Source organism: Ruegeria sp. S263 (genome assembly GCF_056780525.1).
Window position 1 is genome coordinate 241,442 of sequence record NZ_CM165558.1, and the last position, 14,249, is coordinate 255,690.

The following is a 14,249-nucleotide window of genomic DNA, read 5'->3' on the forward strand; positions in this document are numbered from 1 at the left end:
CATGCTTGAAGGACTTCTGATCGGCCTGCAAACGGCATTCTCAATCCAAAACCTTCTGATGGTCATCGCGGGATGTCTGATCGGCACATTCATCGGGATGTTGCCCGGTCTTGGACCCATGTCGATCATCGCTATCATGATCCCGGTTGCGATCTCGATGGGCGACCCGTCCGCCGCGCTGATCCTGCTGGCCGGGGTTTACTATGGCGCGATCTTTGGTGGCTCGACATCCTCGATCCTGCTGAACGCGCCGGGGGTCGCGGGGACGGTGGCCTCAAGTTTCGATGGCTACCCGATGGCGCGACAAGGCAAAGCAGGCAAAGCGCTGACAATCGCCGCGATCGCCAGTTTCGCAGGCGGCACGCTGGGTGCCGTGCTGTTAATGGTGTTTGCCCCTGCCCTTTCATCAGTGGCGCTTTTGTTCCATTCAGCCGAGTATTTCGCGCTGATGGTTGTCGGTCTGTCGGCCATCGCTGCCTTTGCTGGAAGCGGGCAAGTCGCCAAGGCCGTCATCATGACCGTTCTTGGGCTTATCATGGCAACCGTAGGCGAAGGCGCATTGTTCAACCTACCCCGTTTCACCATGGGGATTATGGACCTGCAATCCGGTTTTGGGTTCATCACGCTGGCCATGGCCATGTTCGCCTTGCCCGAGGCGCTGTTTCTGGTCCTGAAGCCAAAAGATCTGAAAGGTGATGATGGCGAGATCAAAGACCTGCGCATTACCAAGGCAGAAGCCAAGGCTATCGCACCTGTCGTGGGTCGCCAATCCGTACAAGGTTTCTTCATCGGTGTTCTTCCCGGCGCGGGCGCGACAATCGCCAGCTTCCTTGGCTACGCTGTTGAGCGCAACATTGCCCCGAAAGAGGAACAGGAAGAATTCGGCAAAGGCTCGATCAAGGGTCTGGCAGCCCCGGAAACAGCAAACAACGCCGCCTGTACCGGATCATTCGTTCCGCTGCTGACGCTGGGTATTCCCGGTTCCGGCACAACTGCGATCCTGCTGGGCGCGCTGATTGCCTTGAACGTGACACCCGGACCGCGACTAATGCTGGACGAGCCACAGATCTTCTGGGCGGTGATCATGTCGATGTTCATCGGCAACCTTGTCCTGCTGATCCTGAACCTGCCGCTGATCCCGTACATCGCCAAGGTGCTGTCGGTTCCCCGCAACTACCTGATCCCGTTCATTTTGTTCTTTACCCTGATGGGGGCCTATATCGGGCAGAACAATGCGACCGAGCTGTTGATCCTTGTTGGCTTCGGCGTCTGCGCCACGGCTTTGAAGTTTGCCGACTATCCGCTGGCCCCGCTTCTGATTGGGTTCATCCTCGGCGGAATGATGGAGGACAACTTTGCAAGGTCCATGCAGCTCTATGACGGAATCGCGTTTATCTGGGAACGTCCCATGACGCTGGGCCTGCTGGTCATCGCCGCGCTGCTGGTGCTGCTGCCCAGCTATCGCGCGCGCCGCGCGCGGGCACGGGCTGCCGGTATCGCTGATGGCGACTGAGCCTCTGGCAGCGATACGGGTTCTTGACCTGACGAATGTTCTGGCAGGCCCGTATTGCTGCTATCAACTTGCCCTGATGGGCGCCGAAGTGATCAAGGTCGAACGTCCACAGGGCGGCGACCTTGCTCGGGTGTTGGGGGCTGACCCGGATCGAAACACGGCCGGGATGGGGATCAGCTTTCTTGCACAAAACGCGGATAAGAAATCCGTCACACTGAATATGAAATCCGCCAAAGGCAAAGCCTTGCTGAAGAAGCTGGTGCAAACCGCCGACGTGCTGGTCGAAAACTTCCGGCCCGGTGTCATGGACCGCCTTGGCCTTGGCTATGACGTGCTGCGCACTGAAAATGCCAATCTGATCTATTGCGCGATCAGCGGTTTTGGGCAGGACGGTCCTCGCAAAAAAGACCCGGCCTACGACCAGATCGTGCAGGGTATCAGCGGTGTCATGTCGATCACCGGAGCAGCCGATACAGCGCCCTATCGCGTCGGTTACCCGCTGGCCGATACCGTCGGAGGGCTGACGGCCGCCTTCGCAATCAGTGCCGCCCTGAACGCGAGGCCGCGCGGCGCGTTTTTGGATATCGCAATGTCCGAGGCCGTGGTCTCCACTATGGGTTGGGTGGTATCGAACTACCTGATCGGGGGCGTCACGCCGGGGGCGCATGGAAACGAAAACACCACGTCTGCCCCGTCAGGAACTTTTGCCACAGCGGATAATCCGATCAACATCGCGGCCAACCGCGACGAACAATGGCAGGCGCTCGCCCGGCACCTTGGGCGGGACGATTTGCTGGACAACCCTGACTATGCCACGCGCGAAGATCGCAAGAGGAACCGCCACGCCCTAAAGGACGATCTGGAAGCCACTCTGCGCACCCGACCCGCCCGGGAATGGGTTGGTGAGCTGAACGCCTTAGGCGTCCCGACCGGGCAGGTAATGACCGTGCCCGAGGCGCTGGACGACGAACAGCTTGCAGGCCGCGGATTGATTGGCACTCTGCCAGTTCAGAACAAAAAACTGAAACTGACCGGCAGCCCTGTCGTAAGGGACGGTCAACGCAGAATGCCCCGGACCTCGCCACCGGAATTAGGGGCGGATAATGTCGCGATCTGGTCAGAGCTTGGCCTGACTCGTGACGAAATCAACGCATTGGTGAAGGAGGGGGTCATATGAGCGATGTCGCCGACTGGTGGACAACATCCATCATCGACATGGAACCCGGACGAATAGACCTGCGGGGCACACCCATTCAGGACCTTATCGGCACCCTTGGTTTTGCGGAAATGATCTGGTTCATGGTGCGCGGCGACAGACCATCCCCCGCACAGTTGAAATTGTTCGAGGCCGCGCTGGTTGCAGCCGTGGATCACGGGCCGCAAGCCCCTTCGATTGCTACGGCGCGTATGGCGGTGACGTGCGGTCTGCCGCTCAACAACGCCATGGCAAGCGCGGTGAATATGCTGGGTGACGTTCACGGCGGTGCTGGTGAGCAAGCGGTGAACCTGTATCAGTTCGTCAACGCGCACTCATCCGCCGTTGGCCCGGCACTGGATGACTGGATCGCCGCGCAGGGGAAAATTCTGCCCGGGTTTGGCCACCGTTTTCACACCCCAACCGATCCGCGCGCCCCGCGTTTAATGCATCTTGTGGACGAAGCGATTGAGGCAGGTGCCTGTGACGGGCGCTACAAGTCCGTAGCGCATGACATCGAAGAGGACCTGGCCCGGCGCAAAGGCAAGCCCGTTCCGATGAATATCGACGGTGCCACAGCGGTGATCTATGCCGAGCTTGGTTTTGACGCACCGCTGGCGCGCGGCCTTTTTTGCCTGTCCCGATCTGTCGGCATTCTGGCACACGCTTGGGAGCAAACTCAGCAGGGTGGCCGAAACAAGGGTCCGACCCCACCAAAGTACCGCTGGACGTATCGGCCCAACGACACTTGAAGGGTAACAGGGTTCTAAAGGGTCTTTTGAACCGCGCTCTCAGACCTTTTCTTCGATTGCAGGCTCGATATCTGGGCGCACGGGTTCAGCCTCCATTTCAATCACCTCGGACTCAGCCTCTGCTTCCGGTTCGTCAACCTCTGGCTCGGGTTTGTCCTCAAGCGCACCCACGATCAGCGGCAACATGTGAACCCCGGTGGCCGAGGCGATCTCGGGCGTTTGCGGTGTTTGCCAACTGAGCGTGTCAAAGCTGTGGCAGTTCTGACAGACAGGGGCCCACTCGGGCTGAATGTCATGGCAGTTGTCACAGACCCATTGCGGTCCGCGCGGCGCATTCAGGGCTTTGGCCAGCCACCCCTGCACAACCGCGTCCGATGCGCCTTCGCCGCGTTCAATTGCGGCCATCAGAGTATAGGCCCGCGCATCCCCCTGCTTTTCGACCACATCACCCAGCGCACGCCGGGCTTCGGGAAAATCCTCGGCCACGATGTTCAATTCAGCCAGGATCAGGCGGGTTTCAATATCTTCGGGGTGCACACGGGTCAGCGCGGTAAAGCGCTTGATGCGCTCGTCTGGGGTTTCATCCGGAACGATCTCGGCGAAGGCATGGGCCAGATCTGGATGGGGCTGAACCTCCCACGCTTTTTTCAGGATCTTGGTTGCCGAACGTGGTTTGCCCTTTTCGATATACGCGCGCGCGGCCATTGCTGCCGCTGGTACCAGATCAGGGGACAAACGGTTGGCTTCAATCGCATGTTCGCGTTGTTCAACCGTTGCGGATTCGTCCAGAATCCCTTTGGCTTCGGACAGTGCCAGCACCGCATCGCGACGCTTGTACACGTCGCGCGGCAAATGACCGGCCTTCAGCTTGGCGGTCAGGGTAGACCGGGCCCCGGCCCAATCCTGCGACTTGGTTTGCAATCCCAACAAAATATCCTGCGTTTCCTGATGCCGCGGCTTGATCGCCAGTGCCTTTTCCGCAAGCTTGCGGGCGGTGTCATCATCACCTTCGGCCAGCTTCTGTTTCAGGATACCGCGAACACCGACAAAGCGCGTGGCGTTATTTGTGACCAGCTTGCGATAGGTCTCGGACGCTTTCTTGGTGTCGCCGTTCATCTCGGCGGCCTGCGCCACCAGCAAGTTCGTCAGTTCAGGTTTGTTCAGCAGTTTTTCAGCCTTGGTCGCCTTGTTCATGGCAACGCGGCCTTCACCCGAGGCCAACGCCATCAACCCGTCAGCCAATGCCTGATACCCACGCTGTTCCCGGCTGCGGTCGAAATACCGCGATAACGCGGTTTCATCACCGTTGAGAAATTTCAGCGTGGCAATCAACAGGGTCAGCAGCTTGAAGAACAGCCAGATCGCAACAACCATCACGCCCAGCGCGATGACCGACTGCAACGGTCCCAGCGTATATTCCATTCCACCTGCGGTGATCTGCACGCCACCGCTGGTTTCCATCAGGAAGCCCGCGCCCACAGCCAGCAAGCCGACAATCGCTACAAAAACAAGAATCTTAAAAAGTGACCACAGCATGGCAGGTCCTTCAGTTCGAGTTCGCGCCAGAGGATAGCGCATCTGCGGCGTCGACCGCGGCAACCCGCGTTTGTGCCGCCTGTTCCCAATCGGCCATCGCAGCTTTTGCCGCCTCTGGCAGGGACTTGAGTTCATTCAACGCGCCGGACAGGTCACCGTCTGACAACGCGGCCTGCGCACGGGACAGTACTGCATCCGGGCCATCCCCATCCTGCGGCGTCACAGAACGCGCGCCTGTCTGGCGCTGCAGGAAGGCAACCAGTCCGACGCCTTTGTCAGCCTCTCGTGCGTCAGCAAGCGCCGCGCGCGCAGATGGTTCAAACGACTCGCGCAGCTCCGCAAGTGTTGCGACACCCTTATCCGCCGCGGCGCTCAAAGCCTCGGGCACGTCAACACCACCGGCCGAGAGTTCGGCAATCAGGTCCGGGTAAGGCTGGCCCGAGTCCAGCTCACCGCGCAGCTTTGAAAGAATCGCGGCATTTGTTGCGGCCATCGCCTCGGCCGAGGCTTTCGCCTCAAGCGCCTGCGCGTCTGCCACCATCTTTTCAACTTCTGCACGTTGGGCGGCCAGAGAATCCTGTAATTTCTTCAACTCTGCTTCAAACGCAGCCGTTGCTTCGGGTGACGCGCCCTGCGTCAAGGCCCCGCTTTCAATCTCACCCAACCGGGCGGTCAGCGGCTCAATCTTCTCGGCCAATCCCGCCAGACTGGACTTAACGGTATCCAGATCAGCGGTGATAGGGGCCAGTTGCCCAGTTAACGCATCGACTTTTGAGGCAAGTTCCGAGCCACCGGAAACCGACTTGGTCAGGGATTCAATCTGGCTGGCCTGTTCGGCTAGCTTGGCCTCCAACGCCGCGATCTGATCTGACCCGTCGGATGAGAACATGTTGCTGTCACCAACCGTAAACCCGATGGCTGCGGCCAATACGCCGCCCAGCAACGCGGGCAAAAACCCACCACGCTTCTTGGTGTTGCGCTCAGCAATTTTTTCCTTGAACCGTTCAAGCTTGGCTTCGGCTTCGGCTTCGGCTTCGGCTTCGGCTTCGGCTTCGGCTTCGGCTTCGGCTTCGGCTTCGGCTTCGGCTTCGGCTTCGGAAACCGGTTCTTCTACGAGCTTAACCTCGTCAACCGGTGTTTCCTCGGCCGTCGCAGCAGCATCGGCTACGTCGTCGACCTTGGGGTCATCCACCGGCTTTTGATCGGTTTTCTTACTACCAGCCAACGCAATATTCCCTTTATCGAATCCGAAATGACCTGAACTACAGACCCAACTAAGTTAATCTGTGGCCTCGTCGCCCTCAACCCGCAACGCATGTTTCACAAGCTTTTTAATGGCTTTCCGCATTTTCTTCGGAGTCGGTTCCTTGGCAATCTTCAGGCGTTCAGAGCCCAAGGAATAAAGGGGTTCGGCTGTCGCAGCGCTGATTGCAGCCAGCATCAAGGGTGCCGTTCCATGCCAGATGTCGGCAAAATGTCGCGCTGTTCGGGGTGAAAAAATAGGGGCAATTACGGGCTCTTTTTCGAACGCGGCGGCCTCGGCTTCGGATGTCAGCGGTAACAATCGCTGCTGATACACGGGCAGTTCGCGCACAGTCAGGCCGGATTCGGTCAGCCGTTCAGCGACACTTCCACGCGTGTGTTCTCCGCGCAGATGCAGAAGCGGGCTGTCGGGTCTGGCTTGCAGCAGGGCGGCAACCAGTTCTTCGGCAGTCTGGCCCACCATCTGCGCCTGCCATCCTGCACCTTTGGCCGTTCCAGTGGTTGCAGGGCCAACACAAAAAGCAGGCAGAGCGCGATCCACGCCCATAGACGCCGCGGCATTAACCGCATTGGCCGACGTAAATATCAGACCGCGCACATCCGTGTCGTTTACCTGAACCGGCAAGGGCTTGATTTCGAGGATCGGGGAATAGATGACCTGAACCCGTGACCTGACCCGGGTTGGCAATTGCGCAACGAACCTTTCCGAGGCGGCGCGAGGGCGGGTCATCAACAAATACAACGGCGGTGCCCCTGGCCTTGGGATTGTTTGCATCCGCGCAGGGTGATACCCCGCTTTGCAATCAAGGTGTAACGGATCAGGCCAATGGTGCAAACACTTACTGTCCTCGGGCTGGAAAGCAGTTGTGACGACACAGCCGCCGCAGTCGTGCGCCAACGTGATGGCGCCGGGGCCGAGGTGCTGTCATCGGTTGTTTTTGGCCAGACGGATCTGCACAGCGCCTTTGGCGGCGTCGTCCCCGAGATCGCCGCCCGCGCCCATGCCGAAAAACTGGATACCTGCGTGTTGCAGGCGCTCGAATCCGCTGGGATGACCCTGGATGACGTCGACGCCGTTGCCGTTACCGCAGGTCCGGGTCTGATCGGCGGGGTCATGTCCGGTGTCATGTGCGCCAAGGGCATCAGCGCTGCAACCGGCCTGCCCCTGATCGGAGTGAACCATCTGGCCGGTCACGCGCTGACCCCTCGGATGACAGACGGGATCGCGTTTCCGTACTTGATGCTGCTCGTGTCGGGTGGGCATTGTCAGTATCTGATCGCCCATGGACCGGAAAAGTTCACGCGGCTGGGCGGTACGATTGACGATGCACCCGGCGAAGCGTTCGACAAAACCGCGCGGCTTTTGGGTCTGCCGCAGCCCGGCGGCCCTTCGGTCGAAGCCGAAGCGCGCAAAGGTGACCCGAAACGGTTCCGTTTTCCCCGGCCCTTGCTGGATCGGCCCGACTGCGACCTGTCTTTCTCTGGATTGAAGACGGCCCTTATGCGAATGCGCGACCAGATCGCCGCGGAGAAAGGTGGGCTCACCCGTCAGGATCGGGCAGACCTGTGTGCCGGGTTTCAACAAGCGGTCGTGGACACGCTGGCTGAGAAGACCCGCAGGGCCATCGACCTGTATCTGCAACAAAGCCCGCCTGATCCCGTCATCGCCGTTGCGGGCGGGGTCGCGGCCAATTCTGCCATTCGATCCGCGTTAGAGACTGTTGCGGCCGAAAACGGGGCCCGCTTTACCGCACCTCCGCTGCGTTTTTGTACCGACAATGCCGCAATGATCGCCTACGCCGGGATCGAGCGGTTTCGCACCGGTGCCCGCGACGGACTGGACCTGGCCGCACGTCCGCGCTGGCCTCTGGACCAAACCAGCCCTGCCATGCTGGGCAGCGGTAAGAAAGGTGCCAAGGCATGAGTATCTCCGTTCTGGGTTCCGGTGCCTTTGGGACAGCGTTGGCGATTTCGTTAGCCGGGAATGGGCCAATCACACTTTGGGCACGCGACGTGGATCAAGCGCGTTCGATGCAAAGAGACCGCGAAAACACGGCGCGGTTGCCCAACGTGTCCTTGCCCAGCGCGATCACCGTTACCTCTGACATCGCAGAGGCAGCAACGAACGAGATTCTGCTGGTTTCCGTGCCCATGCAGAAACTACGCAGCGCCCTTTTGGATCACGCCTCTTCTTTTGTGGGCAAGACTTTGGTGGCCTGTTGTAAAGGCATTGAATTATCAACTGGGCTTGGGCCGATCTCGGTCATTCAACAGGTTGTTCCAGATGCGCGTCCGGCCTTGCTGACCGGCCCGAGTTTCGCCGACGACATCGCGCGCGGGCTGCCGACCGCCCTGACACTGGCCTGTGCCGATCAAAATCTGAGCCAACAATTGCAGCACGCCCTGACAACGCCCAACCTGCGCCTGTATCGCACAACAGACGTCACCGGAGCCGAACTGGGCGGAGCGTTAAAAAATGTGATAGCCATCGGATGCGGGGCCACCATCGGTGCGGGACTGGGTGACAGCGCCCGTGCCGCCCTTTTGACGCGGGGCTTTGCTGAAATGCAGCGATTTGCGCTTATGCGAGGCGCGCAGGTCGACACGCTGATGGGGTTGTCTGGTCTGGGCGATCTGGTCCTGACCTGCTCGTCCGAGTTGTCCAGAAATTACCGTTTTGGCCTATCTTTGGGTCGAAATCTGCCTTTCGACACTGCGACCACAGTCGAAGGCGTCGCTACAGCGCGTGCGATGTCCGACATCGCGACACAAGAAGGGCTGGATATGCCCATAAGCGCAACAGTGGCAGACTTGAGCCGTGGCGCCTACAGTGTGCCCGAGGCCATTCAATCCCTGCTAAACCGACCCCTGAAGGAGGAATAATATGCTCATTGCCCTTATCGCCCGCGACAAGGACGGCGCCCTACAAACCCGTTTGGACAACCGCGCCGCGCATCTCGGCTATATCGAGGAAACCGGCGTTGTCGCACAGGCTGGGCCCTTGCTGGACGGTGACGCGATGATCGGTTCATTGATCATTCTCGAGGTCGAGGACATGGCTGCCGCCCAAGCCTGGGCAGACAATGACCCATATGCCAAGGCCGGTCTGTTCCAGTCGGTTGACCTGATCGCGTGGAAAAAGGTCGTGGGCTGATGGCGTATTGGCTGTTCAAATCCGAACCCTCGACTTGGAGTTGGGACCAGCAGGTCGCCAAAGGGGACGCAGGTGAAGAATGGGACGGCGTGCGCAACTATCAGGCGCGAAACTTCATGCGCCAGATGGTGGTTGGCGACAGGGGGTTCTTCTACCACTCCCAAAAAGACAAGGCGATCGTTGGCATCGTCGAAGTCTGCGCCGAGGCCCATCCCGACAGCACCACGGATGATGACCGCTGGGAATGTGTGGACATCAAGGCGGTACGTCCATTCACGGCGCCGGTGACCTTGGACGACATCAAAGCGGATGAGCGTCTGGGCGATATGGTTTTGGTCAAGAACTCGCGACTGTCCGTTCAACCGGTCACCGAGGCGGAATGGCAAGTGATCTGCGATCTGGGTCAGACGCAAGCGGAATAATTAAAGGGAAGGCTCTGACGGATGCAGAACCTTCCCTACCCCGCGTGCTCCCTACTCACCACACGCGTATGGAAATGTCTGGTTCTGACCGTCCTGGTCACACCCTGACATTAGCCGAAGGTTTGGGCGCAGTTCAAACCTCAAGTATCTAAAATTTAAGTCGCCCTTTTAGTACGGCGGGCGCGACCGTGGCGCGGAAACTTACCCGTAAACCGACTCTTTCCCGAAATGCTTGGTCAGCATGTAATAGACGACTGCGCGATATTTATTGCGCTCGGACTGGCCATAGGTGTCCAGGGCTTTGTTGATCGCGTCCATCAGTTCCGGACCATCGGACAAACCCAGTTTCTTGATCAAAAAGTTGTTCTTGACCGTTTCAAGCTCACCTTCCTGAGTGGCCGCAACCGTTGACGCATCAGCGTCATAGATCGCCGGTCCACAACCGATGGTGACTTTGGTCAGCAGATCCATATCCGCGTCCATGCCGCATTTGGATTTCAGGTCCTCTGCATATTTGGTAATCAGCTCATCGCGCTTTCCCATAGTCATCTCCTGATTTGGGTAGATTTCAAATTCCCCATCACCCCAATCACGGTAATGGGCAGACGGAATTGAACAAAGGGAAAAATCACCGGCTTTCCCCGCAAAGAAAACCCGACCTTGATTTCAAATCATCCATTATTTAACATATAAGTTAAATTATTAAATCAGGAGGGTGCCATGACCGTTTCCTTGCCCAACGAAAGCCCCGCGTATCGCGAGGCGCGAAACCGCCTGCTGGCCGCCGAAGTAGAATTGCGCGCCAAGATAGAAGATGTCGCCAATCTGCGCCGCAAACTTCCATCGGGTGGCCAGATTCCGCAGGACTACGCGTTCCGAAACCTTCAGGGCGATGATGCGCCTTTGTCCTCGCTCTTTGGTTCACATGATACGCTTGCGATTTATTCGTTGATGTACGGCCCAAATGCAGAGTTACCCTGCCCGATGTGCTCGGCCTTTCTGGACGGGCTGAACGGGCAGATTGCGCACCTTTCAAAGAAGATCAGTTTTGCCGTGGTTGCCCAGAATACACCGGAAAAGCTAACAGCCCTACAAGCAAAGATCGGTTGGCATGAACTGCCGCTATTGTCCGCGCTGGGCACCGAGTACCAGCGCGACTATCTGGCCGAAGCCGAAGACGGAAGCCAATTGCCCATCCTGAACGTCTTTCGACGTACACAGGACGGAATCTGCCATTTCTGGAGTTCTGAGCTTTTCTTCCAGCCCAGCGACTGGCACCCACGGCACATTGATGCCGCGTGGCCGCTTTGGAATATTCTGGACCTGACGCCCGAAGGTCGCGGCGATTTCTTTCCGTCCTTGCGCTGAATATCAGGCACAAAAAAAACGGCGACCTGACGGGCCGCCGTTTCAATTCCATTATCGCCGAAATCAATAGCGATAATGTTCAGGCTTGTACGGGCCTTCTGGTTTTACACCGATATAGGCGGCTTGCTCGCTGTCCATCTGGGTCAGCTTCACGCCGATACGGTCCAGATGCAGGCGGGCGACTTTTTCGTCCAGATGCTTGGGCAGGATATAGACTTTATTCTCGTACTCATCACCCTTGGTGAACAGCTCGATCTGGGCCAGCACCTGATTGGTGAAGGACGCCGACATCACGAACGAAGGGTGACCGGTGGCGTTGCCGAGGTTCAGCAGACGGCCTTCGGACAGCAGGATCAGACGGTTGCCCGAGGGCATCTCGATCATGTCCACCTGTTCCTTGATGTTGGTCCATTTGTGGTTCTTCAGGTTGACCACCTGGATTTCGTTGTCGAAGTGACCAATGTTGCCGACGATGGCCATGTCCTTCATCTCGCGCATATGCTCGATGCGGATCACATCCTTGTTGCCGGTTGTGGTGATGAAGATATCCGCGCTGGCGACTTCGTCTTCCAGCAGGGTAACTTCGAACCCGTCCATCGCAGCCTGCAGTGCGCAGATCGGGTCAACTTCGGTGACTTTCACACGAGCACCTGCACCACGCAGCGAAGCGGCCGAGCCTTTGCCCACGTCGCCATAACCGCAGACCACGGCAACTTTACCGGCCATCATCGTGTCGGTGGCGCGGCGGATACCGTCGACCAGCGATTCCTTACAGCCATATTTGTTGTCAAACTTCGACTTGGTAACGCTGTCGTTCACGTTGATCGCCGGGAACGGCAGGTGGCCATCTTTGACCAGTTGATACAGACGGTTCACGCCGGTGGTGGTTTCCTCGGACACGCCTTGAATCTGATCGCGCATTTTGGTGAACCAACCGGGGCTGGCGGCCATACGCTTGGCGATCTGTTTCTTGATCACCTCTTCCTCTTCCGAACCCGGAACAGGGATGATGTCTTCGCCGGCCTCAGCGCGTGCGCCCAACAGGATGTACAGCGTTGCGTCGCCGCCATCGTCAAGGATCATGTTGGGGCCTTGGTCGAACAAGAAGGACTTGTCCAGATAATCCCAATGCTCCTCCAGCGTCTGACCCTTGATGGCGAAAACGGGGATACCCGCCTCGGCAATCGCGGCAGCGGCGTGGTCCTGGGTTGAAAAGATGTTGCACGACGCCCAGCGTACATCTGCGCCCAGCGCCACCAGTGTTTCAATCAGAACAGCGGTTTGGATGGTCATGTGCAGCGAGCCAACGATACGCGCACCGGACAGAGGTTTGCTGTCACCGTATTCCGCGCGCAGAGCCATCAGACCCGGCATCTCGGTTTCGGCAATATCCAGCTCTTTGCGGCCGAACCCGGCCAATGAAATGTCTTTGACGATATAGTCCCCGGCCATCAGGTACTCCATTCCGGTAAATCTTGGTCCGGGTTGCCCCTAACATCCCTTTGGGGACGTGGCAACGCAGATGGCCGGAAACGGGATTGTTAACGCCTAAATCAGCTTGGCGTGCCGTCTACCTTGATCTTGGGAATGGCTTCGAAAAAGTCGGTGCCAACAGAGACGATGCAACTGATGCCATTTGCATGCGTCACCAGAACGGTAAAGCTTCCCGTTTCCTCGGAGGTCCAGACCTCCATCAACGATTGCGAGCCGCGCGATTTCTGCAATCCGCCAAAGGCCAGCTGTTCCGAGTAGCTGTCCTGAAGCTTGGCGATCACGTGTTCACGCTGTGCGCACGTACTTTTCTGGGCAAAAGCCGGAGGGGCGGTGGCGGCCATTCCAAAGGCCAGTGCAATTCCAAACAAACGCTTGAACATAGCAAGCTCCTTTCGATACGTGTTACGATCGAGAGGGGCACACCGGGAGGAGCATGCGCCCCCCTCGGTACTAGATGTCGGTATCACCGCGCACTTGTTCAAAGCACGATCGCTCAAGAAAAAGTTGGCAGCTGGTGATCTTGACAGGTAAACCATACCACAAAACTGCTGCGCAATCGCCGCTGTTGAAATCGGGCATGGTATAATGGCAACACAACCCAGAGCGTGGCAGAGAATGTTATCCGGTCGCAGGCTGGACCTGCTGGATCCGACGCCAGTTGACATTGAAATCGAAGATATAGCGCACGGTCTGGCGTTTGTGGCGCGCTGGAATGGTCAAACCGCAGGGGATTTTGCCTATTCGGTCGCCGAGCATTCCCTACTGGTCGAGGCGCTTTTTCGCCGGATCGCCCCCAAAGCACCCATTAAATGGCAGCTTGCCGCTTTGTTACATGATGCGCCTGAATATGTGATTGGGGACATGATTTCACCGGTCAAATCCGCAGTCGGCCCGGATTACGGCGCGCTGGATGACAGGCTGGCGGCGGCGATCCACATCCGGTTCGGACTGCCCGCCGCTGTGCCCAAAACGATCAAGCGACAGATCAAAAAGGCCGACAAGATCAGCGCCTGGATGGAGGCCACGCAGATCGCCGGGTTTTCTGAGGCAGAGGCGGCCAAGTTCTTTGGCCGCCCAGATAAGACTGTAATGGAGGGGCTGGAGATCGTCTTACGCCCGCCGGTAGAGGTGCGACAGGCGTACACGGAACGGCACGCAGCCCTGTTACGTCAGCTTTAGCCGAAAACGAAGAAGCACAGCTTGTTGCCATCCGGGTCACGGACATACGACCCGTAGAAACGGTCAGGCACACGCTGACCGGGCTCGCCTTCGTCGGTTGCACCAAGGCTGATAGCCTTGTCATACAACGCCTTGCTTTCCTCTTTGGACTGAGCGGCAAAAGCGACCATGCTGCCGTTACCAACCGAACACTCGCCCCCGTCATAGGGCTCGCAAACAGCCAGCATAGGTTCACCGGGCTTGCTGCCGATAAAGGCGATGCGTCTCGCGTCGATAATCACCTTCGCGTCACGATCCGAGAAAAGGCCGGTATAGAATTTCTTTGCGCGCTCCATATCCGACACGCCGATGGTCACGTAACCGATCATTTGTA

Annotated in this window: 16 protein-coding genes; 9 read left to right on the top strand and 7 right to left on the bottom strand. The window is 58.3% G+C overall.

The features are described 5' to 3' along the window. Position 1: 1 nt before the first annotated feature. Genes ACT2B1_RS01150 through ACT2B1_RS01160 form a run of 3 tightly spaced genes read left to right on the top strand, consistent with a single transcriptional unit; the run spans position 2 to position 3,460 of the window. Positions 2-1,513 (top strand): tripartite tricarboxylate transporter permease, encoded by a 1,512-nt coding sequence (locus ACT2B1_RS01150; protein WP_171123686.1) that lies wholly within the window; start codon positions 2-4, stop codon positions 1,511-1,513. Further along, positions 1,503-2,690 carry a CaiB/BaiF CoA transferase family protein gene (locus ACT2B1_RS01155; RefSeq protein ID WP_481668409.1) on the top strand — a complete coding sequence of 396 codons (1,188 nt, stop codon included), beginning with the start codon at positions 1,503-1,505 and terminating at the stop codon, positions 2,688-2,690. Before ACT2B1_RS01150 ends, ACT2B1_RS01155 begins: the two co-directional genes overlap by 11 nt. Further along, positions 2,687-3,460, top strand: a complete 774-nt coding sequence (locus ACT2B1_RS01160; RefSeq protein WP_481668410.1) for a citryl-CoA lyase — start codon at positions 2,687-2,689, stop codon at positions 3,458-3,460. The genes ACT2B1_RS01155 and ACT2B1_RS01160 overlap by 4 nt, the downstream gene beginning before the upstream one ends. A 39-nt stretch (positions 3,461-3,499) precedes the next feature. Here the strand turns inward: ACT2B1_RS01160 and ACT2B1_RS01165 are convergent, their stop codons facing one another. Genes ACT2B1_RS01165 through ACT2B1_RS01175 form a run of 3 tightly spaced genes read right to left on the bottom strand, consistent with a single transcriptional unit; the run spans position 3,500 to position 6,989 of the window. Next, positions 3,500-4,996 (bottom strand): heme biosynthesis protein HemY, encoded by a 1,497-nt coding sequence (locus tag ACT2B1_RS01165; RefSeq protein WP_171240485.1) that lies wholly within the window; start codon positions 4,994-4,996, stop codon positions 3,500-3,502. A 10-nt stretch (positions 4,997-5,006) separates the two neighbouring features. Then, on the bottom strand, positions 5,007-6,221 hold the full coding sequence (locus ACT2B1_RS01170) for a COG4223 family protein (RefSeq protein WP_481668411.1): 1,215 nt from the start codon (positions 6,219-6,221) through the stop codon (positions 5,007-5,009). Positions 6,222-6,275: 54 nt separating this feature from the next. Then, entirely contained in the window at positions 6,276-6,989 is a 714-nt protein-coding gene (locus ACT2B1_RS01175; protein ID WP_171240483.1) for a uroporphyrinogen-III synthase, read from the bottom strand. Positions 6,990-7,085: 96 nt separating this feature from the next. Here ACT2B1_RS01175 and tsaD point away from each other — a divergent pair, with 96 nt between their 5' ends. From tsaD to ACT2B1_RS01195, 4 genes are read left to right on the top strand one after another with little or no spacing between them, the layout of a single operon-like run. Further along, on the top strand, positions 7,086-8,183 hold the full coding sequence (gene tsaD / locus ACT2B1_RS01180) for a tRNA (adenosine(37)-N6)-threonylcarbamoyltransferase complex transferase subunit TsaD (RefSeq protein WP_481668412.1): 1,098 nt from the start codon (positions 7,086-7,088) through the stop codon (positions 8,181-8,183). Continuing rightward, positions 8,180-9,142, top strand: coding sequence for an NAD(P)H-dependent glycerol-3-phosphate dehydrogenase (locus tag ACT2B1_RS01185; RefSeq protein ID WP_171240481.1), 963 nt, complete (start codon positions 8,180-8,182; stop codon positions 9,140-9,142). The genes tsaD and ACT2B1_RS01185 overlap by 4 nt, the downstream gene beginning before the upstream one ends. A gap of 1 nt (position 9,143) precedes the next feature. Next, positions 9,144-9,413, top strand: a complete 270-nt coding sequence (locus ACT2B1_RS01190; protein WP_170386865.1) for a YciI family protein — start codon at positions 9,144-9,146, stop codon at positions 9,411-9,413. Further along, positions 9,413-9,835: an EVE domain-containing protein gene (locus ACT2B1_RS01195; RefSeq protein ID WP_481668413.1), complete on the top strand. Its 423-nt coding sequence runs from the start codon at positions 9,413-9,415 to the stop codon at positions 9,833-9,835. The genes ACT2B1_RS01190 and ACT2B1_RS01195 overlap by 1 nt, the downstream gene beginning before the upstream one ends. Before the next feature lie 201 nt (positions 9,836-10,036). On the opposite strand, the gene ACT2B1_RS01200 is transcribed toward ACT2B1_RS01195, so the two are convergent. After that, complete coding sequence (locus ACT2B1_RS01200; RefSeq protein ID WP_171123704.1) at positions 10,037-10,378, bottom strand: DUF2853 family protein; 342 nt, start codon at positions 10,376-10,378, stop codon at positions 10,037-10,039. Between the two features lie 177 nt (positions 10,379-10,555). Here ACT2B1_RS01200 and ACT2B1_RS01205 point away from each other — a divergent pair, with 177 nt between their 5' ends. Continuing rightward, the gene (locus ACT2B1_RS01205) at positions 10,556-11,203 is read left to right on the top strand and encodes a DUF899 family protein (protein ID WP_171212148.1); all 648 of its coding nucleotides are present in this window, start codon (positions 10,556-10,558) and stop codon (positions 11,201-11,203) included. A gap of 63 nt (positions 11,204-11,266) precedes the next feature. Here ACT2B1_RS01205 and ahcY read toward each other — a convergent pair whose 3' ends face one another. After that, entirely contained in the window at positions 11,267-12,655 is a 1,389-nt protein-coding gene (gene ahcY / locus ACT2B1_RS01210; protein WP_481668993.1) for an adenosylhomocysteinase, read from the bottom strand. 101 nt (positions 12,656-12,756) lie between these two features. Continuing rightward, positions 12,757-13,077, bottom strand: a complete 321-nt coding sequence (locus ACT2B1_RS01215; RefSeq protein ID WP_171240479.1) for a hypothetical protein — start codon at positions 13,075-13,077, stop codon at positions 12,757-12,759. Positions 13,078-13,282: 205 nt separating this feature from the next. Here ACT2B1_RS01215 and ACT2B1_RS01220 point away from each other — a divergent pair, with 205 nt between their 5' ends. Continuing rightward, a complete protein-coding gene (locus ACT2B1_RS01220; protein WP_481668414.1) occupies positions 13,283-13,876 on the top strand; it encodes an HD domain-containing protein in 594 nt (197 codons plus the stop codon). On the opposite strand, the gene ACT2B1_RS01225 is transcribed toward ACT2B1_RS01220, so the two are convergent. After that, on the bottom strand, positions 13,873-14,244 hold the full coding sequence (locus ACT2B1_RS01225) for a VOC family protein (protein ID WP_481668415.1): 372 nt from the start codon (positions 14,242-14,244) through the stop codon (positions 13,873-13,875). The two genes, ACT2B1_RS01220 and ACT2B1_RS01225, sit on opposite strands and share 4 nt — an antisense overlap. Positions 14,245-14,249 lie beyond the last annotated feature (5 nt).